Below are 23,851 nucleotides of genomic sequence, written 5' to 3'. Positions count from 1 at the left end.
TCGGGTGAGGCCGGCTGGAGGCGGCCGGGTCAGAGCGCGGCGGCCGCGGCCAGGGTCGACAGGCGCTGGAAGCGCAGCACGTTCTCGCTCTCCTCCATGACGCCGGCGGTCAGGCAGGCGAAGGTCAGGTCGCGTTCGGGGTCGACCCAGAACAGCGTGGAGCCGGCACCGTAATTGCCGTGCGTACGCGGGCTGGTGGTCGGGCCGAAGAAGGACGCGTGGGTGCCCGTTCCGGACAGGGCGAAGCCGAGGCCGAAGTTGCCCGGGGGCACGTCCCAGCCGCGCGCCTCGGCCAGCCCTCGGTAGAGGTCGTTGGGCAGGTCGCCGGTCTGGTTGGTGGCGGCCAGTTCCAGGATCGCCGGGGAGAGGACGCGCTTGCCGCCGTACTCTCCGCGCCGGCGCAGCATCTCGGCGAAGGAGTGGATGTCCTCGACCGTGGAGACGGCGCCGACCCAGGGCATCTCGGCTTCCTCGGTGATGATCTCCTCCATCACCTCGATGTCCGAGGTGGACAGCCATCCGCCGTCCGGGAAGCTCGCGCGAATGGGCACGTAGCGCTCGGCCCACTTCCGGGGAGCGCCGAGGGCCGTGCTGTCCATGCCCACGGGCTCGAAGATCTGCCGCTTCATCAGATCGCGCACCGAATCGGCGCCGGTGGCGCGGCGGACCATCTCGGCGATCAGCACGTGGTTGAGCGCCGGTGAGTAGTTGAGTGTCGTGCCCGGTTCGCCGACCACGTCGAGCTGGCAGACGGCGTCGATAACTTTGCCGAGGTCTCCCAGCTCGTCGTAGGGCAGCGGCGTGGGCGTGGTCACCAGGCCCGCGCGGTGGGTGAGCAGGTGCGCGAGGTTGACCCTGTCCTTGCGCGCGGTGCGGAAGCGGTCGCGGCCGTAGAACTCGGGTATGACGTCGACGACTCGGGTGGTGAGCGCCAGTTCTCCGCGGTCGACCGCCTGCAGGGCGAGAACGTTGGTGAACGCCTTCGTCATCGAGAAGATCCGGTAGATGTCCTCCGGGGCGGCGGCGCGTCCGGCCTTCCGGTCGGACCAGCCGATCGAGGCCTGAAGACCGATCTCGCCATGACGCGAGACGATGATGTTGGCTCCGTCGTACCGCCCGTCCTCGATGTCACCCTCGATGGCGGCCCGGAGCCTGTGCAGGGCTGCGGCGTCCAGCCCACTGTGCTCTTCGTTGATCACGCTTGTTCCTCTCTGTGCGGAAGGTTCGGGGCGAGAAGGACGCCTGATCACATGTGCAGGCCGCCGGACGGCGAGAGCGTCTGGCCCGTGTAGTAGGCGCCGTCGTCGGAGGCGAGGAAGAGCATGGTGCGGGCCAGCTCGTCGGGCGTGGCGGGCCGCTTGATGGGCTGCATCGAGACGATGCCCTCCACGATCTCCGGCGGCTGCGCGTTCAGCAGCGGGGTGTCCACCGCGCCGGGGGCGACCGCGTTGACCCGGATGTTGTGCGGGGCCAGTTCGCCGGCCGCGGCCCGGGTGAGGCCGAGGACGCCCGCTTTGGACGCCGGGTAGTACAGCGGCATGGGCGCACCGACCAGCGCGGCCACGCTGGCGATGTTGACGATTGATCCGCCACCGCTCCTGCGCATCAGGGGAACCGCCGCGCGCAGACAGTAGAACGGTCCGGTCAGGTTGACCGCGAGGACCTTGGCGAAGTCCTCGTCCGTGGTCTCGCTCAGGAAGTCGGGGTGGTAGGTCTCCCCGCGGCCCGCGGCCTGGAACGCCTCCACGTTGATCTCGACCAGACGGTCGTTGGCCTTCTTGGTGGGGGCGTTGACCCCGGCGCCGTTGACCAGCACGTCGAGCCGTCCGTGCTCTCGTTCCACCGCGCCGAAGGCGGCGTCGACTGCGGCGCTGTCGCTGACGTCCAGCGACATGCCCTGGACGCGGCCGGCGTCGCCCAGTGCGTCAGCGACCTTCTCCGCGGACAGGTCCGCCCCGATGACCGTCGCCCCTTCGGCGGCGAACAGCTTGGCGGTCGCGGCTCCGATGCCGGAAGCGGCTCCGGTGACGAACGCGACCTTGCCGTGCAGCTTCATCCGACTCCTCCTCAAGTCCCCCTGCCTGCAAGCGGCAGGGCTGCGATGCGGGCCACCATGCCATTTCACTAGACAGGCGTCTAGTGAGAGGACGCATGTTCAGTGGTAAATTTGCTGTCATGATCGCGACTTCGGCACGGGGGAACACGGGAGGCCCGCTGACGGCGGTGAAGGCCGTTACGAGCAGGGGCGCTGCCGCGCATTCGGTGAGGACGTGACACGCATGGCGGAGGCGAGGGAAGCGGCCCGGTCGGAGGGGACATCCCTGAGGGATGCTCAGAAGCAGCTCACCCGCGAACGGTTGGTCGATGCCGCCTTCGAGGCGTTTCGCGACAGGGGCTATGCGGCCGTGACCGCCGCACACATCGCTTCGGCAGCCGGCGCCAGCCGCGCCACGTTCTATCTGCACTTCCCGAGCAAGGCCGATGTGGTCATCGCGCTGCTGGAGCGCATGGAGCCCTCCGTGCTGGAGTCCTACCGCGAGCTCGATCAGCTCGCGGATCCCACTCTCGATTCGGTCCGGGAGTGGCTCGACCGCACTGTCGCCTGGTGGGAACGCGACAGGCTCCGCTTCGAGGCCTTCGAGCAGGCCTTGGCCATCGAGCCGAGGGTGGCGGACCGTTGGTACGAGAGCACCGTCCGGGCCGCGGGCGCCATGGCGAATCATCTGGCCGCGTTCACGGAGGGGGCCGACCGGGACCGTGCACGGCTCCGCCTCATCACACTGATCAGTCAGCTGGAACGGGCCATGTATTTCACGGCTGTTCGGTCGGTTCCGCACGACCGCGAGCAGCTCGTGGACGTGCTCGCAGAGCAGTGGTGGGCTGCGTTGAAGCGGCCCTGACCACAGCTCCGCGAACCGGTGTCAGCTCCGCCCGGGGCCTGTCTGCACCGCCGGCCCGCTCCCTGCTGCGCCGGTGTGACGGAGGCGGAGCGGTGAATTCGGCACTGCAGGCATCACGCTGACGGAGCGGGAGAGGGCCGCCGAGGCATTCGACGTGCGACGCGTCCGCCTCGGAGGGCCGGGAGTTCGTCAATGCCGGCGCGTCTCATGGCGTGACGAGGTTGGCGATCCGGCTCTGCCGGGCCGTGGGTCCCGTCGCAAATATCCTTCTTCTCTCGCCCCCTGTTCAGCCCACCGCTCTTCTCTCGCCCCGCTGTTCAGCCCACGGCCGCCGTGGACATCTCCGCCGCCTGCCGCAGCGCTTCGATCATGCTGCCTGCCTCGGCGCGGCCCGTGCCGGCGATGTCGAAGGCTGTGCCGTGGTCGACTGAGGTGCGGATGACGGGGAGGCCGACGGTGATGTTGACGCCGGCTTCGATGCCCAACACCTTGACGGGGCCGTGTCCTTGGTCGTGGTACATGGCGACGATGAGGTCATAGTCGCCGCGGGAGGCGAGGAAGAAGGCGGTGTCGGCGGGGAGGGGGCCGCGGGCGTCGATGCCGTCGGCGCGCAGGACCTCCAGCGCGGGGACGATCTTCTCGTCCTCCTCGCCGTGGCCGAACAGGCCGTTCTCCCCCGCGTGCGGGTTGATGCCGCAGACGCCGATGACGGGTTCGGGGGTTCCGGCGCGGGTCATCGCTTCGTGGCCGCGGCGGACGGTGCGTTCGACGAGGCCGGGCTCGATGAGGCGGACGGCGTCGATGAGGCCGATGTGGGTGGTGACGTGGACAACCTTCACCTTGGGGGTGGACAGCATCATCGAGACCTCGTCGACTCCGGTGAGGGCGGCGAGGAGTTCGGTGTGTCCCGGGTAGATGTGGCCGGCGGCGTGCAGGGCCCCCTTGTTGAGGGGTGCGGTGCAGATGGCCTGGACCTCGCCTGCGACGGCGAGTTCGGCGGCGACGCGGATGTACTGGTACGCGGCTTCACCCGCCACCGCTGACAGCTCGCCCCAGGGCAGGTCGGCCGGCAGGAGCTGAAGGTCGATGACGTTGAGGCGGCCCGGGGCGAACTCGGCCGCGGCGGGGTTGTCGACGGCCACGATGTCGCAGGCGACGTCGAGGAGTTGGGCGGCCTGGCGGAGGCGTTCGGCGTCACCGATGACGACGGGGCGGCATACCCGCAGGGTGTCGGGGTGTAGCAGTGCCGGGACGATCACTTCGGGACCGATGCCTGCGCCGTCGCCCATGGTGACCGCGACGATGGGGAGCGGCCGGGCGGGTTCGTCGGACTGGCCGGGCTGCTCGGCGCGGGCGGCGGTCGGGACTGCGTTCACGGGGTTTCTCCTTGTGGTACGGGCGAGTTGGCCTGTGCGGGCTGCTGCCTGTGCTGCGGGGGTGGCGCGGGGAGGCGTGGTCGAAGGGCGCGGGCGATGCGGAGGAGGGAGTCGGTGGCGCCGTAGCTTCCCGGGCGGGTGACGACGTGGCGGCCGTCGGCGGTACGGGAGTGGACGGCGCCGTGGTGGATCTGGCGCAGGGGCGTCAACTCGCCGATGCGCAGCGCTTCCAGGACGCGGCGGGCGGTTTCGCCGCCGGTGAGGACGAGGTCGGCCGTGTGGGGCAGGGCGGCGACCGTACGGGCGAGGCCGTCGGCCAGGCGGGCACGTTCGGGGTGCAGGCCACGGGAGGCGTCGATGCTGACGACGGTGATGCCGTGCCGGTCGACGGTGAGGCGGGGGGTGGCGTCGGGTGGGGCGAGTTCGTCGGCGGGCAGCGCGGTGTGTGCGGCGCCGAGGGCGGTAAGTTGCGCGATCTGCGCAGCAGCGGCCGGTTCGGCGGTGCCGACGACGACCAGTAGGGGACGTACGGTCGTCGTGGTCGCGTCGGGCACCGGCGTGGGCAACGGGTTGCTTCCGACGGCAACATCGCTGCCGGTCTCGACGTCGATGCCGATGTCGAAGCCTGTGCCGGTGCGAGTGCCGGAGCCGACTCCGCTGCGGGAGCCGAAGCCAGAACCAGTGTCGGGGCCGGCCCCGATGCCGACTCCGGTCCCGGGCCCGACTCCGGCTCCGGAACCGGGACCTGGGCCGGCTCCGGGACCGGGACCGGGAAGAATGCGTCCGAGCGCCCCCGCCAGCCCGCCCGTCCCCATCAGGCGCACGCCCGGCCCGAGTTGAAGCGCTGCGTCCGCGACAGCATCGAGGTCCGCGTCGGTCTCCGCGTCGCACACAGGGTGCCGTCCCTCATCAATGACCGCCCGGAGCCTGCGGGCCAGCCCCGGCCCGCGCACAACCTCCAGCCGTACGACCGCAGCCGGCAGCCCACCGAGCGCATCGGCCACCGAGCGAGGGGCCGGACGCGGTTCCGCCCGCCACGCGTCGGTCGCGTGCAGCGGCACACCGTGCAGGTGGACGACCCCGTCCCGTACGGTCCGCCCGTTCACCGGCAGCGCGGGCGCGATCACGACACCGGCGGAACCCTCGGCGTACGCGACAGCCTCCGCTGCGAGGTTGCCGCGCAGCAGTGAGTCGGTCTTCTTGAACAGCAGCGTGTCATCACGGGCCGGACAACGGCGGAGGACCCCGTCGACGATGCCCGCCGCAGCATCCGGCGACAGCCCGCGCGTGTCCAGGTCGAGCACCGTCGCCTCCCCCGGCGCGGGCCGCCGAGCCGCGGTCGGGTCCAGGGCGATGCGGGCGGGAAGGCGCAGGCAGGCGGCGGTTTCGGCGGCGCCGGACAGGTCGTCCGCGAGGGCCAGGACCCGCCATGGACTGCGCGCGTTGCGGGAGTTGAGGGACACGGGACCTCCTCGGGCCGTCCGGTCGGGCGGTCTCGGGCGCCGATGATGGCACAGCTTGCGCGATCTGCGCGATACCTCTTGCGCACAACACGCAGCCGTGCCACCTTTCCTGACGCGAAAGACGCGATAAACCGCCGCTCCCCCAACCCCTCGGGACAGCGGCAGCACGAGCCGGTCGCCACCCCTCGAAGCGACTGAACGCGACGCCCCTGAACGCGAGAAGGTCGACGATGACCCCACCTCCCCCGAGCGCACCCCGACCCCGGCCACCCGGCTCCCAATCCCCCGGCCCCCAGCCGACCGGCTCCCGGTCACCGGGTCACCAACCGCCCGACCCCACGCCACCCGGCCCCCAACCACCCCGCCGCCGCACCCTCCTGCGCTGGAGCGCCGCCGCCGGCGCGGCCCTGGGCCCGTTCCCGCTGACCGCTTGCGCCGGCCCCACCGGAGCCCCCGGGCCCGGCACACTCACCCTCGGCCTGAACCGTTCGCTGGTCAGCCTGGACAACAAGCTCAACCAGTTCGAGGCCGCGGTCACCGTGCAGCGCGCGGTGCGCCAGACGCTCACCCGTATCGGGCCCGGGATGCGGCCGCAGCTCGTCCTCGCCGACCGGTTCGAGATGACGGAACCGACCGTGTGGAGCGTGCGGTTGCGCAAGGACATCGTCTACTCGGACGGCAGTCCCGTCACGGTGCAGGACGTGGACACCGCCCTGCGCATGTACGGGAAGGTCGAAGGTTCCTTCCTGCTCGGCCTGTTCCCGGAGCTGCCCACCATCGAGCCCACCGGGGAACGTACGTTCAAGCTGCACACCGAGCAGCCCATGCCGTACCTGGACCGGCTGATGGCCAACATCCACATCACCCCGGCGCAGGCCAACCGCCCCGAGGAGCTGCGCAGTGGCCTGGGCACCGGCCCGTACCGGGTGGTGAGCGCCAACAGTGGCACCGGCGAGTACACGCTGGCCCGCAACCCCCGGTACTGGGGCCGGCGTCCGGCCGTGGAGCGGGTACGCGTGCGGTTCGTGCCGGAGGAGTCCAGCCGGGTCGTGGCGTTGCGCAGCGGCGAACTGGACGTGGTCGACACGCTCACTCCGGACTCCGCCGAGCAGCTCACCGGCCTGCCGGGCGTCCACCTGGACGAGACCACCGGCTCGCGCATGTGCCAGCTCTTCTTCAACTTCCGCAAGCCGCGCGGGCATCCGCTGGCCGACGCACGGGTGCGGCACGCGCTCACGTACGCGGTCGACGGCTCGTCCCTCGTACGCGATGTCCTCACCGGCACCGCGGAGGAGGCGGCAGGGGTGGTGCCGCTCGGGCTGGACGGCGCCGTACGCACCGGGTCCTACGCCTACGATCCGGGCGAGGCGCGCAAGCGGCTGCGGGCGCTCGGCGCGGAAGACCTGCGGGTCAAAATCATCTGGGAGTCCGGGGAGTTCGCTGCGGACACCTCCGTCATGGAGGCCGTGCTCGACATGTTCAAGGACGTCGGCGTACGGGCTTCGTTGCAGCAATTCGAGCCCGGCGGCGACATTCTGAAGTGGCGTCAGGGGCGGGGCGGCGACTGGGACGTCATCGGCAACGGCTTCAGCAGCCCCACCGGGCAGGCGCTGACGATGTTGCAGGGCATGTACGGCGGGACGGCGAAGAAGGACCGTACGGGCGATGCCTTCATGGGCTACGTGATCCCGCGCATCGAGCGGCAGTTGTCGGACGCCGCCACCGACATCGACGACAAGGACCGGGCCCGCAAGCTCAGCGCCGTGCAGCATGCGATATGGGACACCTGGCCGAGCCTGTGGGCGTTCGCGCCCAAGACGCTGCTCGCGCGCAGGAAACGCGTACACGATCTGTCGATCCAGCCGCTCAACTCCTACGAGCTGTCCGCCGTGCGACTGGAGGCCTGAGCCGTGCCGACCTACCTCGCCCGCCGCGCCGGACAGAGCCTGCTCACCGTCTTCCTCACGCTGAGCACCGTCTTCCTGCTGGTACGCCTCGCCCCCGGTGATCCCGCCGCCGCCTACTCCGGGCCCAACCCGTCGGTCGCGGAACTCGCGCGCGTACGGGCCCAGTTCGGGCTGGACGAGCCACTGTTCACCCAGTACGGGATGTTCCTCAAGGAGCTGGTCACCGGGCAGCTGGGCACCAGTTACTCCTTCCACGCCCCGGCCCTCGACGTCGTCCTCGACCGGATGCCGTACACGCTCACCCTCGCCACCTCGGCGATCGCCGTCACCGCCGTGGTGGCCGTACCGCTCGGCGTGTGGATGGCCCGACGGGCCGACACGGCCCGCGAGTTGGGTGCGAACGTCGCGACCGTCGCCGGGCAGTCCATGCCGGACTTCTGGACCGGTGTGATGCTGCTGACCTTCTTCACCGTGCTCATACCGGTGCTGCCCGCCTCCGGCTTCACCACCTGGAGCGGCCTCGTCCTGCCCACGATCACCGTCGCCGTTCTCCAACTCGCCCTGATCTCCCGGCTGGTGCGGCGCGAGATGACGGCCGCGCTGGCCTCCCCGTACGTCACCGTGGCCCGCTCGCGCGGTGTGTCCGAGCGGGGGCTGACCTGGCGCTACGCCCTCGCCAACTCGGGTGTGCCGCTGCTGACCGCGCTGGGTACGCGCTTCGCGGCGCTGCTCAACGGCGTGGTCGTGGTCGAGGTCGTCTTCGGCTGGCCCGGCGTCGGCTCGCTCGTCGTCCGCGCCCTGGAGACCCGCGACTATCCGCTCATCCAGGCCACCGTCCTGGTCACCGCGTCCCTCGCGGTCCTCGTCCAACTCCTCGTCGACCTGGCCTATCCGCTGCTCGATCCGCGGGTACGCCTCGGAAAGGCGGCCTGAGCCATGACCACCGTCCTCCCCACGGCCGCGTCCGGGGAACGGCCGAGCGCCGTGACCGCGCGCGACCTGGCGCGGGCCACCGCCACCCGGCAGCAGCGGGGCGCCCGCATCAAACTGTGGGCCGGCGCCGTGTGCACCGCGCTCGTCGTCCTGCCCATCGTGCTCGCCCAGTTGCTGCCGCTGCCCGCCGCCAACGAACAGGATCTGAGCCGCCGCAGGCTGCCGCCGCTCACCGACGGGCACCTGTTCGGCACCGACCAGCTCGGCCGCGATCTGCTCTCGCGGGTGCTGCACGGCGGCCAGGTCTCCCTCACCGTCGGGCTGCTCGCCGTACTCGTCTCCGGCGTGATCGGCATCGTCGCCGGCTCGGCCGCCGGCTACTTCGGCGGTTTCCTCGATACCGTCGTCTCCCGCGTGCTGGAGGCCCAACTCGCCCTGCCCCTGCTGATGATGCTCCTCCTGGTGGTCGCCCTCTTCGGGCCCTCGGTCACCGTCATCACCTGCGTCATCGCGGTCGCACAGTGGCCGGAGGTCGCCCGGCTCTCCCGCTCCCTCGTGCTGGTCGAACGGGAGAAGCCGTACGTGGCTGCCGCCAAGGTCCTCGGCCTGCGCGGCCGGCACGTGCTGGCACGGCACGTCCTGCCCAACATCGTGCGCCCCGCCAGCCTCGTCGTCCTGCTGCTCCTCGCGCAGGCGGTGCTGCTGGAGAGCGCGCTCAGCTTCCTCGGCGCGGGCCCGCAACGGCCGTTCGCCACCTGGGGCCGCATCGTCTCCGACGGCCAGGACTACCTCACCACCTCGTGGTGGCTGGTCACCCTGCCGGGCCTGGTCATCGCGCTGCTGGTCGTCGGCGTCAACCTGCTCGGCGACGGACTGCGGGACCGTACGCCGTCGCCACGCGGCCGCCGTACCCAGCTCACGGAAAAGGGGGCCTGAAACATGAGCACGGAAACCCAGCCCGGCACAACGGGCCCCGCCCCGGGAGACGTTCCCCTCCTGGACGTCGAGAACCTCCAGATCGAACTCGTCACCGCACGCGGCGTCGTCCGCGCCGTGGACGGCGTCGGCTTCACCGTCCACCGCGGCGAGACGGTCACGCTGATCGGCGAGTCGGGATCCGGCAAGTCCACCACCGCCATGGGGGTGTTGAGGCTGCTGCCGGACGGGCTGGCCGTACTCTCCGGCAGCGCACGCATCGCAGGCCGGGACATCGTCGCCGACCCCGGCGCGGCCCGTGCCGTACGCGGCCGGACCGTGTCCCTCATCCCGCAGGACCCGATGACGGCGCTCAGCCCGGTGCACACCATCGGCCGCCAGCTCGGCGAGGCCCTGCGGCTGCGGCACCCGGGCCTGTCCCGGGCCCGGGCGCGAGAGCGCGGTACGGAACTGCTGGCCCAAGTCCGCATCCCCCGTCCGGAGTCGCGCTGGAAGGCGTACCCGCACCAGTTCTCCGGGGGCATGCTGCAACGTGTCCTCATCGCGCTCGCCCTCGCCGGCGAACCCGAACTGCTCATCGCGGACGAGCCGACCTCCGCGCTCGACGCCACCGTCCAGGCGAGCGTCCTGGACCTGCTGCTGGAGCTCCAGGAACGCACCGGCATCGGCATCTTGATGATCACTCACGATCTGGGGGTCGCCCGGATCGTCTCCGACCGCATCCACGTGATGAAGGACGGCCACTTCGTCGAGTCCGGCTCCGCCGAGCAGATCACCGTACGGCCCGAAGCCTCCTACACCCGCGACCTGCTCGCCGCCGTGCCGGCGCTCGGGCCCTGGGACGAGGACGGCAGGGACGAGGACGGTCGGGACGGGGACGGCGGCCGTACCGCACCCGCAGCTCCCGGAGCCGCCCTGTGACCTCCCAACCTCTGCTGTCCGTCGAGGACTTGACCGTCGAATACTCCACGCCGCGCGGCCCGTTCCGCGCCGTGGACAACGTCGGCTTCGAGCTGGCGCGCGGCGGCTCCCTCGCCGTCGTCGGCGAGTCCGGCAGCGGCAAATCCACCCTGGCCCGCGCCCTGGTACGGCTGCTGAAACCGGCGTCCGGGCGCATCGTCCTGGACGGTACGGACATCGCGACGCTGCCCGAGCGGCGGCTGCGGCCCCTGCGCCGCCGCATCCAGATGATCTTCCAGGACCCGTACGGCTCCCTCGACCCGCATCTGACGGCCCAGCAGATCGTCGCCGAGCCACTGCGCCTGGCAGGTACGGTCGGCGGACGTGCCGAACGCGACCGGGAGGCCGCCGAATTGCTGGACCGGGTGGGATTGCCGGCCTCCGCGCTGCACCGTCGCCCCGCCGAGTTCTCCGGCGGCCAGCGGCAGCGCATCGGCATCGCCCGCGCCCTCGCCTCCCGCCCCGACGTGCTCGTGTGCGACGAGGCGACCTCCGCGCTCGACGTCTCCGTACAGGCCCACGTCCTGCAACTCCTGCGCGACCTCCAGGCGGAGACCGGCATCGCCTGCCTCGTCATCGCCCACAACCTCGGCGTCGTCCGCGAGATCAGCACCGACGTGGTCGTGCTGCGCGCCGGACGCGTCGTGGAGACCGGCCCCACAGCGGACGTCCTCGCCTCCCCCACCGACCCGTACACCAGGGCGCTGCGCCGTGCAGCGCTCGACCCGCTCGCGATCCGGGGCGTGAAACCGCGGGCGCTTCTCACGCCCGCATCGGAGGGGCCGGACCCGGATTCCGTACGGGACACCGCACCCAACGCCGCCTCCCCGCACGCCCTTTCCGCACCGCAGGCCACGCCTCCCCACGCCACCCCCTCATCGAAAGGCAGCCGCTCGTGACCACCGGCATCACCCTGCCGAACCTCCCCCTCCCGCTGTCCCGGCTGGTGCTCGGCACCATGACCTTCGGGGACACCGTCGACCGCGTGGGCGCCGCCGCCATGGTCGACGCGGCCCTGGACGCGGGCATCACCGGCATCGACACCGCCAACGGGTACGCGGGCGGCGAGAGCGAACGCCTCCTCGGGGAACTGCTGCCCGCCCGCCGGGACCGCATCGTCCTCGCCACCAAGGCCGGCATCCCGCACCCCGACCAGGGCTCCCACGCACCCCTGTCGGCGCCCGGCATGCGTGCCGCGCTGGAGGGCAGCCTCAAGCGGCTGGGCACCGACCACGTCGACCTGTTCTATCTGCACCAGCCCGACCGGGCGACTCCGCTGGAGGAAACCCTCACCGCCGTCGCGGAGTTCGCCGCCGAGGGAAAGATCCGCGCGCTCGGCGTCTCCAACTACGCGGCCTGGCAGATCGCCGAACTCACCCGTACCGCCGACTCCTGCGGCGCTCCGCGCCCGGTCGTCGCGCAGCAGCTGCACAATCTCCTCGCCCGCCGGATCGAGGAGGAGTACACCGAGTACGCGGCAGTCACCGGCCTGCGCACCATGGTCTACAACCCGCTCGGCGGCGGCCTCCTCACCGGACGACACCGTTACGAACAGGCCCCGGACTCCGGCCGGTTCGCCGACTCGCGGGTGGCGGAGATGTACCGGAAGCGGTACTGGGACGAGCGGCTCTTCGCCGCCGTCGAGCAGCTGACCGGCGTCGCGGACAAGGCCGGCGTGCCGCTCACCGAACTCGCCCTGCGCTGGCTCCTGGACCGCGACTCCACCGACGCGCTGCTCCTCGGCGGCTCGAAGACCGCGCACCTCCAGGCGAACATCGCCGCTGCGCAGGCCGGCCCGCTGCCGGCCGAAGTGACAGCGGCCTGCGACGAGATCGGCGCACAGCTGCGCGGCCCGATGCCCGCCTACAACCGCTGACAGCCCGCTGCCCACCGCCTGACTCGAACGGCCGCCCCCTCGTGGAAGCCGCCCCCTCACAGAAGGAGACCGCATGCCCACCGCCGCACCGTCCGGCACACCCGCCGCCTTCGCCGCAGCCCTGCGCGCCCGCGAACAGCTCGTCGGCTACTGGTCCGTCCTCGACTCCCCCGTCTCCACCGAACGCCTCGCCCGCCTCGGCTACGACTACGTGGCACTGGACGCCCAGCACGGACTGATGGAGTACAAGGGCCTGTTGGGCTCCCTCACCGCGATCGACACCAAGGGCAGCAGCGCCGTCGGCCTCGTACGCGTCGAGGCCAACGACCCCGCCCCCATCGGCAAGGCCCTCGACGCGGGAGCGGCCGGCGTGATCGTCCCGCTGATCGACACCGCGCAGGACGCCGCCGACGCGGTGGCCGCCGTACGCTACCCGCCGCTGGGACGCCGCTCGTACGGGCCGATGCGCTCCGGGCTGCGCATCGGCCCCGATCCCGCCCAGGCACACGAGCAGACCGTCGTCCTGGCGATGATCGAGACGGGTGGCGGACTCGCCGACGTCGCGGAGATCTGCGCCACTCCGGGCCTCGACGGCGTCTACATCGGCCCGTCCGACCTGCGCCTCGGCATCGGCGGCGCGAGCCCCTCGGACCCGTCGGTCACCGACGAGTTCGAGGCGGCGCTCGTCTCCGTACGGGAGGCCGCGGCAGCCGCCGGGATCGCCGCGGGCATCCACACCCCGGACGGCACGATCGCCGCCAAGCGCCTCGCCGAGGGCTTCACCTTCGCCACCGTCGCCAGCGACCTCACCCACCTGGAACAGATCGCCGGCCGGCACCTGGCGGCAGCCCGTACGGCGAAGGAGGACCGGTGACCCAGGCCGGCCCGGCACCGACCACGGCTGACGGCGTCCCGCGCGCCGATGGCGTTCTGCGCCCTGACCCCGCCGAACCCGGTCGCGCAGAGACCCATTTGGCCGCGCCCGCCTCCCAGAATCACGCCGCCAATCTGACGGTTCTGCCGGGTGGCGACCTCGGCTGCGTGTGGTTCGGCGGTACGCAGGAGGGCGTCGCGGACATCTCCGTATGGTTCGCCCGGCTCCGGCCGGACTCCGACACCTGGACCGCGCCCGTTCAACTGTCCGCCGACAGCGCCCTGTCCGAGCAGAATCCCATCCTCTTCCCCACGTCCGCCGGGGAGTTGTGGCTGCTGCACACCGCGCAACGCGCCGGCCATCAGGACACCGCGGAAGTACGGCTGCGGGTGAGCGACGACAACGGCGCGACGTGGGGGCCGGCCCGTACGCTGTTCCCGGCCTCGGGTGCGGGCGGCGTCTTCGTACGCCAGCCGGTGACCGTCCTGCCGTCCGGACGGTGGCTGCTGCCGGTCTTCCGCTGCACGGCCGTCCCCGGCAAGGCCTGGTCCGGCGACCGCGACACCAGCTCCGTCATGGTGAGCGACGACGCCGGCGGCACCTGGCGGGAGCATCCGGTACCGCACTCCACCGGCCTGGTCCACATGAACATCCGCCCCCTGCCGGACAGTTCACTGCTCGCGCTCTTCCGCAGCAGGCGGGCAGACGTCGTACACCGGAGCGTCTCCCTCGACGGCGGCGAGACCTGGTCCTGCCCCGAGCCCCTGCACGTACCGAACAACAACTCCTCGATCCAGTACGTCCCCCTGTCCGACGGCCGCCTCGCCCTCGTCCACAACCACAGCAGCGCCGCCGACGCCACGGCCCGCAGGCTGTCCCTGTACGACGAGATCGACGACGAGGGCGTACGGGATGCGGGCACCTCGGCGGAAGGCGCGTCCGTGGCCGGCGAGGCGGGTGGCAGCGCCCCAAGTGCGGTCGTCGGGAGGGCAGTTACCCCGGGCGAGACCAACCCGCCATCGGGAGACGTTCCGGCCGAGGGCGCCTTCTGGGGTGCCCCGCGCGCGCCGCTCACCCTCACGCTCTCCTCCGACGGCGGCCACACGTGGCCCGTACGCCGCGATCTGGAGACCGGCGACGGCCACTGTCTGACCAACAACTCGCGCGACGGCAGCAACCGCGAACTCTCCTACCCCACCGTCACCCAAACCCCCGACGGAGCACTCCACATCGCCTACACCCACCACCGCCGCACCATCAAACACGTACGCCTGACCCCGGAATGGCTGCACCGGGAACTCCCCGATGAGGGCGCACCCGAAGGGCGCTGACCGGCAACCTTCCGGCAGGACGGGCGTCCGGAGCCTCCCAACGGGACTCCGGGCGCCCGTCACTTGAGTCACGGCGCTCCATGGCCCCGTTGGCAGCACCACCCGACGGAATGGCGCCCTCCCGTTGCCCTGCCGCCCTCCCTCGATGAGGCTCTGCCCTCATGGAGTTCTTCTGCTATCACCGTGACCGGCCCGGCTCCCTCACGTTGCGCGGGGAGCTGCAGGAGGAGCACTGGTCCTACATGGACCGGTACGCGGCGCAGCTGGTCGCCCGAGGCCCCACCTTCGCCGACGACGGCGAAACCCCCACCGGCAGCGTGCACATCGTCGACCTCCCGGATCCCGCCGCCGTCCGCGCGTTCGCCTTCGACGAGCCCAACTACCAGGCGGGCGCGTACCGGGACGTCCTGCTGCGCAGGTGGCGCAACGTACTGGGGCGCACCATGTGGGACTTTCCCGCCGGCCCGATCGGCGGCAACCGGTACCTGGTACTCGGCCTCGGCTCGGGCCGGCCCGCAGACCTCGGCATACCGCCACAGCGGCACGAACTCATCGCGTACGGCCCCCTCTTGTCCGACGACGGCGCCACCTGGCTGGGCACAGCGGCCCTCCTCAAGGCCCCCGACCCCACCACGGCCCGCACTCTCCTCACCCCGAACCGCTACGCCGACATCGAGGTCCACAACTGGGAACCGGGTGGCCGCCGTTGACGGCAACACTGGTGAGGGCGCACGAGACGGCTTCGCACCTCTCCCGCTCGCAGGGTGCTCAGTCGATGCAGAACTCGTTGCCCTCGATGTCCTGCATCACGATGCACGAATCGTGGCCGTCATACAGGAGTTCCAGACGTACCGCGCCGAGCGGGACCAGGCGTGCGCATTCGGCCTCCAGCGCGGCGAGGCGCTCCTCCCCCACGAGCCCGGTGCCGACCCGCACGTCGAGGTGCACCCGGTTCTTGACGACCTTGCCCTCGGGGACGCGCTGGAAGAACAGACGCGGGCCCACACCCGAGGGGTCACTGCAGGCGAACGAGGAGCCCTGGTCCTCGGGAGCCCGGGAGCGGTCGAAATCGTCCCAGGTGGCGAACCCTTCCGGCGGCGCCGGTACGACGTACCCCAGCACCTCGCACCAGAAGCGAGCGAGACGCTCGGGTTCCGCGCAGTCGAAGGTGATTTGGACCTGCTTGACCGATGACATCGGCGCACCATAGCAGGGTGCTGTCGCCCAAGTCCCGGCATGATTCTCCGAGTTGGCGGGAGTGACGTACGTCAGGCCGTTCCTCGGTCAGTCAGGAACCGTCGCAGCGGAGCCGGCCGCCGCGGGGTCAGCCTGGCCGCGGAGTGCCACGTCAGCTCGACGTTTCCTCCCGACGCCCGTCATCGCCGGCTGGGGCGGCGACGGCGTTGTCGATGAGGACGGCGGCGATGGCGGCGGCGGTGGGGAAGGCGTCGGCATTGAGGACCCGGGTGCGGGCCGCGGCGCCGTCGAGGAGCAACGCGAGCTGCTCGCCGAGCTGTTCGGGGTCGGCGGCGCCGGCTTCGCGGGCGGTTTCGGCGAACCGCGCGGCGACGGCTTTCTTGTGGTCGCGCGCATACTCGGATGCGGGGTGCTGGGGGTCGTGCAGTTCGACGCTGGCGGCGATGTAGGGGCACAGGGGGGTGGTCGGGGGGATGTCGAAGGCGGCGAGGATCCGTTCGCGGGGCGTGAGGTCGGTGCGGTCGAACACGCCGGACAGAACGGAGGGGTCGAACCGGCGCAGGTACTCGGCGACGAGTTCGTCCTTGCCGCTGAAGTGCTGGTAGGCCGTGCGCTTGGACACCTCGGCCGCCGCGCAGAGTTGGTCCATGCCCGTGCGGTTGATGCCCTGCTCGCGGAACAGCTGCTGGGACGCACTGAGGATGCGCTCGCGGGCACCCCGTCCGCGGCGGCGGCCCGTGGGGCCCTTCTCCAACTCCGTCATGACCCCATCGTACCGCGGCGGGTAACGACCGGTGTACATAGCTTGCGCTCCGGCCGTCCGCCCCGTAGCTTAAGCGCACAGAGCGGTGTACTTAAGCCGTCGTCCCAGGCACACACGGCACCACCGGCCCAAGGGAATGACCATGGGAAAGCTCGACGGCAAGGTCGCGGTCATCACCGGCGGCACCACCGGCATGGCGCTGGCAGGCGCGAAGCTCTTCGCCGCCGAGGGAGCGCACGTCTTCATCACCGGCCGCCGCCAAGAGGCCCTGGACGACGCCGTGCAGCAGATCGGCCACAACGTCACCGGCGTCCAGGGCGACGCCGCCGACCTGGACGACCTGGACCGTCTGTACGACACCGTCAAGCGGGAGAAGGGCAGCCTCGACGTGCTGTGGGCCAGCGCCGGCGGCGGCGAGCCCGCCCCGCTCGGCGAGATCACCGAGGCCCAGTTCGACACCTGGTTCGGGCTCAACGCCCGCGGCACCCTGTTCACCGTCCAGAAGGCCCTCCCGCTCTTCAACGACGGCGGCTCCATCCTCATGACCGGCTCCAACGCCTCCCTCGGCGCCTTCCCCGGCTGGAGCGTCTACGCCGGCAGCAAGGCCGTCCAGCAGGCCTGGGCCCGAACCTGGCTCAACGAACTCAAGGACCGCCGCATCCGCGTCAACGTCCTGACCCCCGGTCAGGTCGCCACCGCCAAGCAGGAAGAACTCTTCGACGAGGCCACCAAGCGCCAGTTCGAGTCCCTCATCCCCCGCGGCCACATGGGCCGCCCCGACGAAATCGCCACCGCCGCCCTCTTCCTCGCCTCCGACGACTCCAGCTACGTCAACGGCATGGAACTCGTCACCGACGGCGGCACCACTGCCATCTGACCCGAACAACACTCAACCAGGGCGGGACACTTCATGAGTAACATCAGCATCATCGGCACCGGGAACATGGCCCGCACCATCGGCGCACGGGCGATAGCCGGCGGCAACACCGTCGAGATCATGGGCCGCGATCAGTCCAAGGCCGCTGATCTGGCCAAGGCTCTCGGCGGCGACACCACGACGGGAGAATGGGGCACCGCCCCGGCCGGGGACATCGTCATCGTGGCCCTGCTGGCCGACGGTGTCGTGCCGGTCGTCGCCGAGTACGGAGACGCTCTCACGGGCAAGGTCATCGTCGACATCAGCAACCCCTTCAACTCCACGTTCGACGGGCTGGCTCACCGCGAGGAGACCTCGATCGCGCAGGAAGCCGCCAAGGTCGCCCCGGCCGGCGTCGGCGTGGTGAAGGCGTTCAACACCGTCTTCAGTCATGTCCTGGAGAAGGGCCGTCCCGACGTCTTCATCGCCGGCGACGACGCGCAGGCCAAGGCGAGTGTGGAGGCCTTCGTCGAGAGCCTCGGGCTGCGCCCGCTGGACGTCGGCGGCCTGAAAATGGCGCACTGGCTGGAAGGAGCGGGCCTGTTCACGGTGGGCCTCGCCAACAACGGTGTGGGGAACCTGGACTTCTCCCTCAGCATCACCGAACTCCCCGCCTGAGCCTCATCCTCGCGGAGGCGGGCGGCCGATCCCTGCCGCGAATTCCGCCGCGCTGCTCGGCCGACGACCTCCTCGCCGTCGGCCGAGCAGCAACGCGCTTACCCGCAGCGGCGCCTGGTCGCCTGCCCCCGCCGGGATGGTCACCTCCAGCCGCGTACCGAGCCCGCGCGGGCGATCAGAACAGCATCGTCAGTTTCCGCTCCGCAGGGACAGGCCCTCACGCCGGTCGTCTCCCTCTCCCCGGCTGGAGACCGTTTGCCCGACCCATGTTCGGAAGCGCTGGAATCCGGCGTCGCGGGTGAGCACAGGCGGCCACTGCAGGAAGTAGCCCCGGCCGGTTTCCGTGACCACGGGGCCCACTTCGCGCAGCAGTCCGCGCCGCAGATGGTCGCCCATGAGTGTGCGCCAGCTCAGCAGGACGCCGTTGCCGCTGATGGCGAGCGGGACGGCGCTCCCGTAGGCCGGGTATACGACCGTGTCGGCGGGAGGGGCGTACGTCAGGCCGTTCCCGGCGAACCACGAGGTCCAGTCCTGCCAGCTCCGGCCGGTCTGGTCGACGTGCAGCAGGGGCGCGGTGAGCAGCGCGTCGGCCGGCGACTGCGGTGTGAGGCCCAGCCTGCCGGCGAGCTCGGGGGAGGCGACGGGGACCACCGCCTCGGTGACCAGCTGGTCCGAACACAGCCCCGGTGACGGGCCGTTGCCGAAGCGCACGCTCACGTCGTGATCGATGTCGGCGAGCTCGTGGTCGGAGTCGAAGATGGTGAGTTGTACGTCGGTCGGGGCGACCGCGGCCCGCATCTCCCCCAGGCGCGGTACGAACCAGCTCTCGGCGACCGAGGGCTGTACCGCGACGCGCAACTGGTCGGCCCGGCCCCGCAGTCGGGACAGCCGGGCCTCCAGGAGGTCGAACGCCTCGGTGACGGACTGGTGCAGGGACGAACCGTCGCGTGTCATGTGTGACCGGTTGGTCCCGCGGTCGAAGAGCGCGGTCTTCAACGAGCCTTCCAGCGCCTTCATCTGCTTGGAGACCGCGGGCTGTGTCATGCCGAGTTCGGCCGCTGCGGCTGCAAAGCTGCCAAGGCGGCCCACCGCTTCGAAGACCACGAGTCGCTGCAGTTGTCGGACATCGCGGACCAGCAAGCGCACAGTGTCCTCCTCTGACGTTCACCCCAACCTCCGGTTGGGCCAGGCTAGCCATCCGAGGTCTGTCGGGGCCGCCCCGGGGGCTCCTAGCCTCCAACCATGAATCTCTCCTGCACTCGACTCACGCCCGCGCTCGGCGCGACGGCCACGCTGCCGACCGAAAACGGCGACCTCTCCGAAGAGGTCGCCGACATGGTGCACTCCGCCCTGATGGAGCACTCCGTTCTCATCTTCCCGAATGCCAACCTCGATGCGAAGCGCATGGTGCGGCTCGGAGACGCGCTGGGCACCCTCGGCGCCCGCCACCACTCCTATACGACCCACCCGGACTTCGAGGACATCGTCGTCCTGACGTGGGGAGGCGATGACAAGCCGGACGCCGCCGAGTGGCACTCCGACATGACGTACCGGCGCCAACCGCCGTTCGCCTCGATCCTCAAGGCGGTCGAAGTCCCTCCGGTCGGCGGCGACACGCTCTGGGCGAGCATGTTCGCCGTGCACGACGCTCTGGACCCGGGGCTGCGGCGCGACCTCGAACAGCTCGAAGCCGTCCACGACATGGGAGCGTTCCGGACCGGCGCCTACAGGCAAGGCGGCGACGAAGGGATCAGCGAAGCGTTCGCGCAGGCCGGAACGGCCGTGCATCCCGTGATCGCGCACCATCCCGTGACGGGCCGCCCGTACGTCAACGTGAGCGAGTCCTTCACGCGATTCCTGATCGGTCTGTCGGCGCCCGAGAGCGCCAGGATCCTGACCTACCTGTTCGACCTCATCAACCGGCCCGACTTCCACGTCCGCCTCAAGTGGGAAGCAGGCACGGTCGCCCTCTGGGACAACCGCGGAACCCAGCACTACGCGGTAGCCGACTACCTCCCCCACCGCCGGGTGATGCACCGCGTCGCAGTAACAACCGACAGCCGCACGCCGGCGGCCGACTGAGGCCGGTTCGAAGGCGCGCGGCCATGGCTGGCAGGGGTGCAACTCGGCCGGGCGGATGGGTCGCTGATCAGCTGTCAAGGTGTTTCGGGCACGCCTGAAAGGCCGTTGCATGACGCCACGCCCATGCCAATCTCCCCGTACGCGGGGCGGCACAGCCCCGCCGGGGGAAACGTGCCGCCCCTTGACGTGCGGCACACAGAACGGGGAGAAATCCATGCGCACAGCTCAGAAGGTGGCAGCTGCCGCGTGCACCGCCATCATCGCCGCCGGCGGCCTGACCACCGCCGCGGAGGCCAGTGGCGGGGACGTCCAGTCCGACGCAGGCAGGCACACGACTTCCGTCGAGCGGAAGCCCCACTGCGACGCGTCACCATGGCCGAATGTGTGGAGCCGCTCCGACACCGTCCGCGTCAAAGGTCGTGTCGGCAAGCTCTATACGGAATCGATCCAGGACGACGAGGCGTACACCGCCGGCAGCCGTCTGAAGAAGGGCGACAAGATCTCCGTCGAGCGCAGCAAGAAGACCTTCACCAGGCCGGACGGGGACAAGCCGGGGCGCCCCAGCCACTCGGCCGTGAAGAAGAAGGGCATCAAGAAGTCCTGCTACGCGAAGGTCACCGAGCGGGGGCAGACCACCCTGGAGACCGGCTCGGTGTGGCTGTCCACCTCTGCCACGGACAGCTACGCGGTGCGCTCGTGCGTCAACCCGAAGGGCAGTACGGGCAAGAAGTGCAGCAGGTGGTTCGTCGACCACCGCGACTGACCCACACCCGTGCAGGGGCCCGGCACAGGAGGGGTGGGCCGGGCCCCGCTCAGGGTCGCCGGGCTCGAAGGCACGCGGCTCAGAGCGTTGCTGTCGCGTCGGCTATCGCCTTGTCGAGGATGGTGAGGCCGAGGGTGAGTTCTTCTTCCGTGGCGGTGAGGGGTGGGGCCATGCGGAGGACTCCGCCCATGGCAGGGATCTGGACGATGTTCATGTGGAGGCCGAGGTCGAGGCAGCGGCGGGTGACCTGTGCGCCCAGTTCGTCCGAGCCCTGCTCCGACTCGTGGTCGCCGGCGAATTCGAGGCCGGCGAGCAGGCCGCGGCCGCGGATGTCGCCGACGACCTCGTGGCGGTCGGCGATGTCCGTCAGCCCGCGGCGGAGGAACTCGCCGAGCGACTGCGCGCGTTGATCGAGCTTGTCGCGGGTCAGCACGTCGAGGACGGTGTTGCCGACCGCGGCGACCAGCGGGTCGGAGACGTGCGTGGTGAAGAACAGGAACCCGCGCTCGTGCGCCTCCTGCTCGATCTCGGCGCTGGTGACGACAGCTGCCAGGGGCAGTCCGGCGCCGAGCGTCTTGGACAGCGTGAGGATGTCGGGGACGATGCCGTCGCGCTCGAACGCGTACCAAGTGCCCGTACGGCACAGGCCGGTCTGGGCCTCGTCGAGGATCAGCAGCATGCCGCGTTCCCGGCACTTCCGGTGGAGGGCCGCGAAGTAACCGGGCGGCGGCTCGATGATGCCGCCCGAGCTGAGGATGGGTTCGACGATGCACGCGGCCAGGCTGCCGGTCGACTGCGCGTCGATCAGGTCGAAGGAGAAGTCGAGTTGGCGCTGCCAGTCCAGCTCGCCGTCGGGCGTGGTGAAGTCCGGCCGGTACGTGTTCGGCGCGGGGATGGCGAAGTTGCCGGGCGCGGCCGGCCCGTAGCCCTTGCGCCCGGCGCTGTACGTGGCGGACGCGGCGGCCTGCGTCATGCCGTGCCAGGAGCGCGCGAACGAGACGATCTCGTGCTTGCCGGTGACGAGCTTGGCCATCCGGATGGCGGCCTCGTTCGACTCGGCGCCGGTCGTCAGCAGCAGCGTCTTCTCCAGCGGCGCGGGCAGCGTACCGGCCAGCCGCCGGGCGAGGTCGACGACCGGGCGGCTGAGCATCCCGCTGAAGAGGTGGTCGAGGGACGCGACTTGCCGCTGTACGGTCTCGACGATCTCCGGATGCGAGTGGCCGAGGATGGCGCTCATCTGCCCCGACGTGAAGTCGAGGATCTTCCGGCCGTCCTCGGCGTACAGAAAGCTCCCCGCGGCACTGCCGACGATCTCGGGGCTGAACTCACCGCCGTACCGTACGAGATGCCGTCCGGCGTCGGCCCAGAAGCCTTTTGTGGACGACTCGGCGGTGGGCGACGCGGCGGTGCTCGGTTCAGCCATGCCCGCACCGTAAAACGCGCTTCACCAGCACGTCCATAACGCGCCAGAGGCTCTGATGAGGATCGCGCGACTGACCGCCGAGCGTGTGGATCACGCCGCACCCGAACGATGCGCCGGATGCGAACTGGCCGGAACCTGCCGCGTGTTGAGGGCGCACACGTCCCCCAGGAGGGAACAACCGCACGAACCGGGCGCAGTGGACGCGGAATTGAGACGCCCGGAAATATGACCCTGGCGTGCTTGAAGTGTGAACAGCATGTGTGTGCGACGGCGACGGGGGTAGTCAGCGGTCCGGTAGCGGTCAACGGTGCACGTCGGCGCCTGCCGAGTGCGCTCCTCATCCCGCAGTGCACGCAGGCAGGCAGTCACGGCACCGGCGGGGAGGGGGACCGCACCACAGGGGGTCTCCCGGTCCCGGGCGAGTCAGCTCACCCGGCGGGCCCGTGCCCGTCCCACCGGGAGGCCCCCGTCCACACCCCGCGAGCAGGCGAGGCAACGGAAGGGTTCAACTCCGGTGCGGGCACGGCGCGTACGCGATGCCGCCCTCCACCCCCGTACGGAAAGCCGCTTCGTACGGAAGGCGGCTCCCGTACGCAAGGCCGCTCCCGTACGGAAGGCGCCCCCGTACGGAAGGCGCCCTCGTACGGAAGGCCACTTCGTACGCCGCGTCACCCCGCGCCTGCCGGATCCGCCCCTCGCAGGCCCGGCGTGCGCCGAGCAGATCCGGCGAACCGGCCTGCCACGACCGGCAGTCGGGCCCGCAGCAACCGTTCCGGTGGTGTGCACGGCTCGTGGCTCCAGCCGATCGTGTGCGCGGCGTCCGGTGGCGCGGCTCCCTGCCGCGGGAGGTGCGCTGAACAGGTCCGCACGCCCCGCACCATCCGGGCACAATGACCGTCGAACCCGAGCAGGAAGGCTCCACACCGTGGACTTGGACGAGATGTTCGGCGAAGGCTGGTGCGTAGCCCTCGCCCCTCACCCGCTCACCGAAACCCTCCGCCTCATGGGCGTCGACAGCCCCGTGCCCTGCCCCGAGGGCATGGGCCAGGCCGCACAGTTCCTCGAAGAGCAGCAGGGCAATGGCGCGTTCGTCCTCGGCCGTGACATGCCCGGCGGCTGGACCCTCACCATCGAGTCCGAGAGCTGGATCGGCTTCGACGACGATGTGCTGCGTACCTTCACCGCCGACGGCCGCACCGCCATCAGCGCCTACCGCGACCCCGACACGAAGACGGCCACCATCGCCCACGACGGCGCCATTCTCGGCCGCCTCGAACTGTCCGGCGGCTATTTCGACGGCCCCTCCGGCAGCGTGGACACCGCCCACCCCGTCGTCCGCTCCCTCACCGCGGTCGGCTTCGACGCCTCCGACGACTGCGAACCCAGCGGCGAGGCCGACACCGACGAGCCCGACGGCTGTCTCGTCCTCGCCGTGCGCGTCCTGACCGGTATCACCCTCACCGCGGCCGACTTCGACGGTCCCTGGACCGGCGGCGTCTCCCGCACCGCCTTCTGACCCGAGGTACCGGCCCG

23 protein-coding genes are annotated in these 23,851 nt (G+C 70.8%); 15 read left to right on the top strand and 8 right to left on the bottom strand.

Annotated features, from left to right (window positions below):
- Nucleotides 1-29 precede the first annotated feature (29 nt).
- Together AC3AGO_RS34150 and AC3AGO_RS34145 are read right to left on the bottom strand one after the other, a co-directional pair.
- Nucleotides 30-1,199, bottom strand: a complete 1,170-nt coding sequence (locus tag AC3AGO_RS34150) for a serine hydrolase domain-containing protein (RefSeq protein WP_487824173.1) — start codon at nt 1,197-1,199, stop codon at nt 30-32.
- A 47-nt stretch (nt 1,200-1,246) separates the two neighbouring features.
- Nucleotides 1,247-2,056: an SDR family NAD(P)-dependent oxidoreductase gene (locus tag AC3AGO_RS34145; RefSeq protein ID WP_487824172.1), complete on the bottom strand. Its 810-nt coding sequence runs from the start codon at nt 2,054-2,056 to the stop codon at nt 1,247-1,249.
- A 223-nt stretch (nt 2,057-2,279) separates the two neighbouring features.
- Here AC3AGO_RS34145 and AC3AGO_RS34140 point away from each other — a divergent pair, with 223 nt between their 5' ends.
- The gene (locus tag AC3AGO_RS34140) at nt 2,280-2,900 is read left to right on the top strand and encodes a TetR/AcrR family transcriptional regulator (RefSeq protein WP_487824171.1); all 621 of its coding nucleotides are present in this window, start codon (nt 2,280-2,282) and stop codon (nt 2,898-2,900) included.
- Between the two features lie 317 nt (nt 2,901-3,217).
- Here the strand turns inward: AC3AGO_RS34140 and pdxA are convergent, their stop codons facing one another.
- Nucleotides 3,218-4,189 carry a 4-hydroxythreonine-4-phosphate dehydrogenase PdxA gene (gene pdxA, locus AC3AGO_RS34135; RefSeq protein WP_487824908.1) on the bottom strand — a complete coding sequence of 324 codons (972 nt, stop codon included), beginning with the start codon at nt 4,187-4,189 and terminating at the stop codon, nt 3,218-3,220.
- 83 nt (nt 4,190-4,272) lie between these two features.
- Nucleotides 4,273-5,739, bottom strand: coding sequence for a four-carbon acid sugar kinase family protein (locus tag AC3AGO_RS34130; protein ID WP_487824170.1), 1,467 nt, complete (start codon nt 5,737-5,739; stop codon nt 4,273-4,275).
- Between the two features lie 230 nt (nt 5,740-5,969).
- Between AC3AGO_RS34130 and AC3AGO_RS34125 the strand changes: the two genes are divergently transcribed.
- The 9 genes from AC3AGO_RS34125 (at nt 5,970) to AC3AGO_RS34085 (ending at nt 15,266) form a co-directional block, all read left to right on the top strand.
- Nucleotides 5,970-7,646 (top strand): ABC transporter substrate-binding protein, encoded by a 1,677-nt coding sequence (locus AC3AGO_RS34125; RefSeq protein ID WP_487824169.1) that lies wholly within the window; start codon nt 5,970-5,972, stop codon nt 7,644-7,646.
- Between the two features lie 3 nt (nt 7,647-7,649).
- A complete protein-coding gene (locus AC3AGO_RS34120; protein ID WP_487824168.1) occupies nt 7,650-8,579 on the top strand; it encodes an ABC transporter permease in 930 nt (309 codons plus the stop codon).
- 3 nt (nt 8,580-8,582) lie between these two features.
- Nucleotides 8,583-9,515, top strand: coding sequence for an ABC transporter permease (locus tag AC3AGO_RS34115; RefSeq protein ID WP_487824167.1), 933 nt, complete (start codon nt 8,583-8,585; stop codon nt 9,513-9,515).
- A gap of 3 nt (nt 9,516-9,518) precedes the next feature.
- A complete protein-coding gene (locus AC3AGO_RS34110; protein WP_487824166.1) occupies nt 9,519-10,436 on the top strand; it encodes an ABC transporter ATP-binding protein in 918 nt (305 codons plus the stop codon).
- Entirely contained in the window at nt 10,433-11,374 is a 942-nt protein-coding gene (locus AC3AGO_RS34105; RefSeq protein ID WP_487824165.1) for an ABC transporter ATP-binding protein, read from the top strand. Before AC3AGO_RS34110 ends, AC3AGO_RS34105 begins: the two co-directional genes overlap by 4 nt.
- Nucleotides 11,371-12,351: an aldo/keto reductase gene (locus tag AC3AGO_RS34100; protein WP_487824164.1), complete on the top strand. Its 981-nt coding sequence runs from the start codon at nt 11,371-11,373 to the stop codon at nt 12,349-12,351. The genes AC3AGO_RS34105 and AC3AGO_RS34100 overlap by 4 nt, the downstream gene beginning before the upstream one ends.
- Before the next feature lie 73 nt (nt 12,352-12,424).
- On the top strand, nt 12,425-13,225 hold the full coding sequence (locus AC3AGO_RS34095; protein WP_487824163.1) for an HpcH/HpaI aldolase family protein: 801 nt from the start codon (nt 12,425-12,427) through the stop codon (nt 13,223-13,225).
- Nucleotides 13,222-14,556 (top strand): sialidase family protein, encoded by a 1,335-nt coding sequence (locus tag AC3AGO_RS34090; RefSeq protein WP_487824162.1) that lies wholly within the window; start codon nt 13,222-13,224, stop codon nt 14,554-14,556. The genes AC3AGO_RS34095 and AC3AGO_RS34090 overlap by 4 nt, the downstream gene beginning before the upstream one ends.
- Before the next feature lie 161 nt (nt 14,557-14,717).
- Entirely contained in the window at nt 14,718-15,266 is a 549-nt protein-coding gene (locus AC3AGO_RS34085) for a YciI family protein (RefSeq protein ID WP_487824161.1), read from the top strand.
- Between the two features lie 58 nt (nt 15,267-15,324).
- On the opposite strand, the gene AC3AGO_RS34080 is transcribed toward AC3AGO_RS34085, so the two are convergent.
- Both AC3AGO_RS34080 and AC3AGO_RS34075 read right to left on the bottom strand, forming a co-directional pair.
- Nucleotides 15,325-15,753, bottom strand: a complete 429-nt coding sequence (locus AC3AGO_RS34080) for a VOC family protein (RefSeq protein WP_487824160.1) — start codon at nt 15,751-15,753, stop codon at nt 15,325-15,327.
- A 151-nt stretch (nt 15,754-15,904) separates the two neighbouring features.
- On the bottom strand, nt 15,905-16,516 hold the full coding sequence (locus AC3AGO_RS34075) for a TetR/AcrR family transcriptional regulator (protein ID WP_487824159.1): 612 nt from the start codon (nt 16,514-16,516) through the stop codon (nt 15,905-15,907).
- 142 nt (nt 16,517-16,658) lie between these two features.
- Here AC3AGO_RS34075 and AC3AGO_RS34070 point away from each other — a divergent pair, with 142 nt between their 5' ends.
- Together AC3AGO_RS34070 and AC3AGO_RS34065 are read left to right on the top strand one after the other, a co-directional pair.
- On the top strand, nt 16,659-17,393 hold the full coding sequence (locus tag AC3AGO_RS34070; RefSeq protein WP_487824158.1) for an SDR family NAD(P)-dependent oxidoreductase: 735 nt from the start codon (nt 16,659-16,661) through the stop codon (nt 17,391-17,393).
- Between the two features lie 33 nt (nt 17,394-17,426).
- Nucleotides 17,427-18,050 (top strand): NADPH-dependent F420 reductase, encoded by a 624-nt coding sequence (locus tag AC3AGO_RS34065; RefSeq protein WP_487824157.1) that lies wholly within the window; start codon nt 17,427-17,429, stop codon nt 18,048-18,050.
- Nucleotides 18,051-18,239: 189 nt separating this feature from the next.
- Here the strand turns inward: AC3AGO_RS34065 and AC3AGO_RS34060 are convergent, their stop codons facing one another.
- Nucleotides 18,240-19,196, bottom strand: a complete 957-nt coding sequence (locus AC3AGO_RS34060) for a LysR family transcriptional regulator (protein WP_487824156.1) — start codon at nt 19,194-19,196, stop codon at nt 18,240-18,242.
- A gap of 96 nt (nt 19,197-19,292) precedes the next feature.
- Between AC3AGO_RS34060 and AC3AGO_RS34055 the strand changes: the two genes are divergently transcribed.
- Both AC3AGO_RS34055 and AC3AGO_RS34050 read left to right on the top strand, forming a co-directional pair.
- Complete coding sequence (locus tag AC3AGO_RS34055; protein WP_487824155.1) at nt 19,293-20,132, top strand: TauD/TfdA dioxygenase family protein; 840 nt, start codon at nt 19,293-19,295, stop codon at nt 20,130-20,132.
- Between the two features lie 214 nt (nt 20,133-20,346).
- Nucleotides 20,347-20,895, top strand: coding sequence for a hypothetical protein (locus tag AC3AGO_RS34050; protein ID WP_487824154.1), 549 nt, complete (start codon nt 20,347-20,349; stop codon nt 20,893-20,895).
- Between the two features lie 79 nt (nt 20,896-20,974).
- Here AC3AGO_RS34050 and AC3AGO_RS34045 read toward each other — a convergent pair whose 3' ends face one another.
- Nucleotides 20,975-22,318 carry an aspartate aminotransferase family protein gene (locus AC3AGO_RS34045; protein WP_487824153.1) on the bottom strand — a complete coding sequence of 448 codons (1,344 nt, stop codon included), beginning with the start codon at nt 22,316-22,318 and terminating at the stop codon, nt 20,975-20,977.
- A 925-nt stretch (nt 22,319-23,243) separates the two neighbouring features.
- On the opposite strand from AC3AGO_RS34045, the gene AC3AGO_RS34040 reads away from it, so the two are divergent.
- A complete protein-coding gene (locus AC3AGO_RS34040; protein ID WP_487824152.1) occupies nt 23,244-23,834 on the top strand; it encodes a DUF6461 domain-containing protein in 591 nt (196 codons plus the stop codon).
- Nucleotides 23,835-23,851: the final 17 nt, after the last annotated feature.

The organism is Streptomyces sp. BL1 (assembly GCF_057628045.1).
Note: the sequence above shows the minus strand (reverse complement) of the source record. Positions and strands in the feature narration are given on the sequence as shown.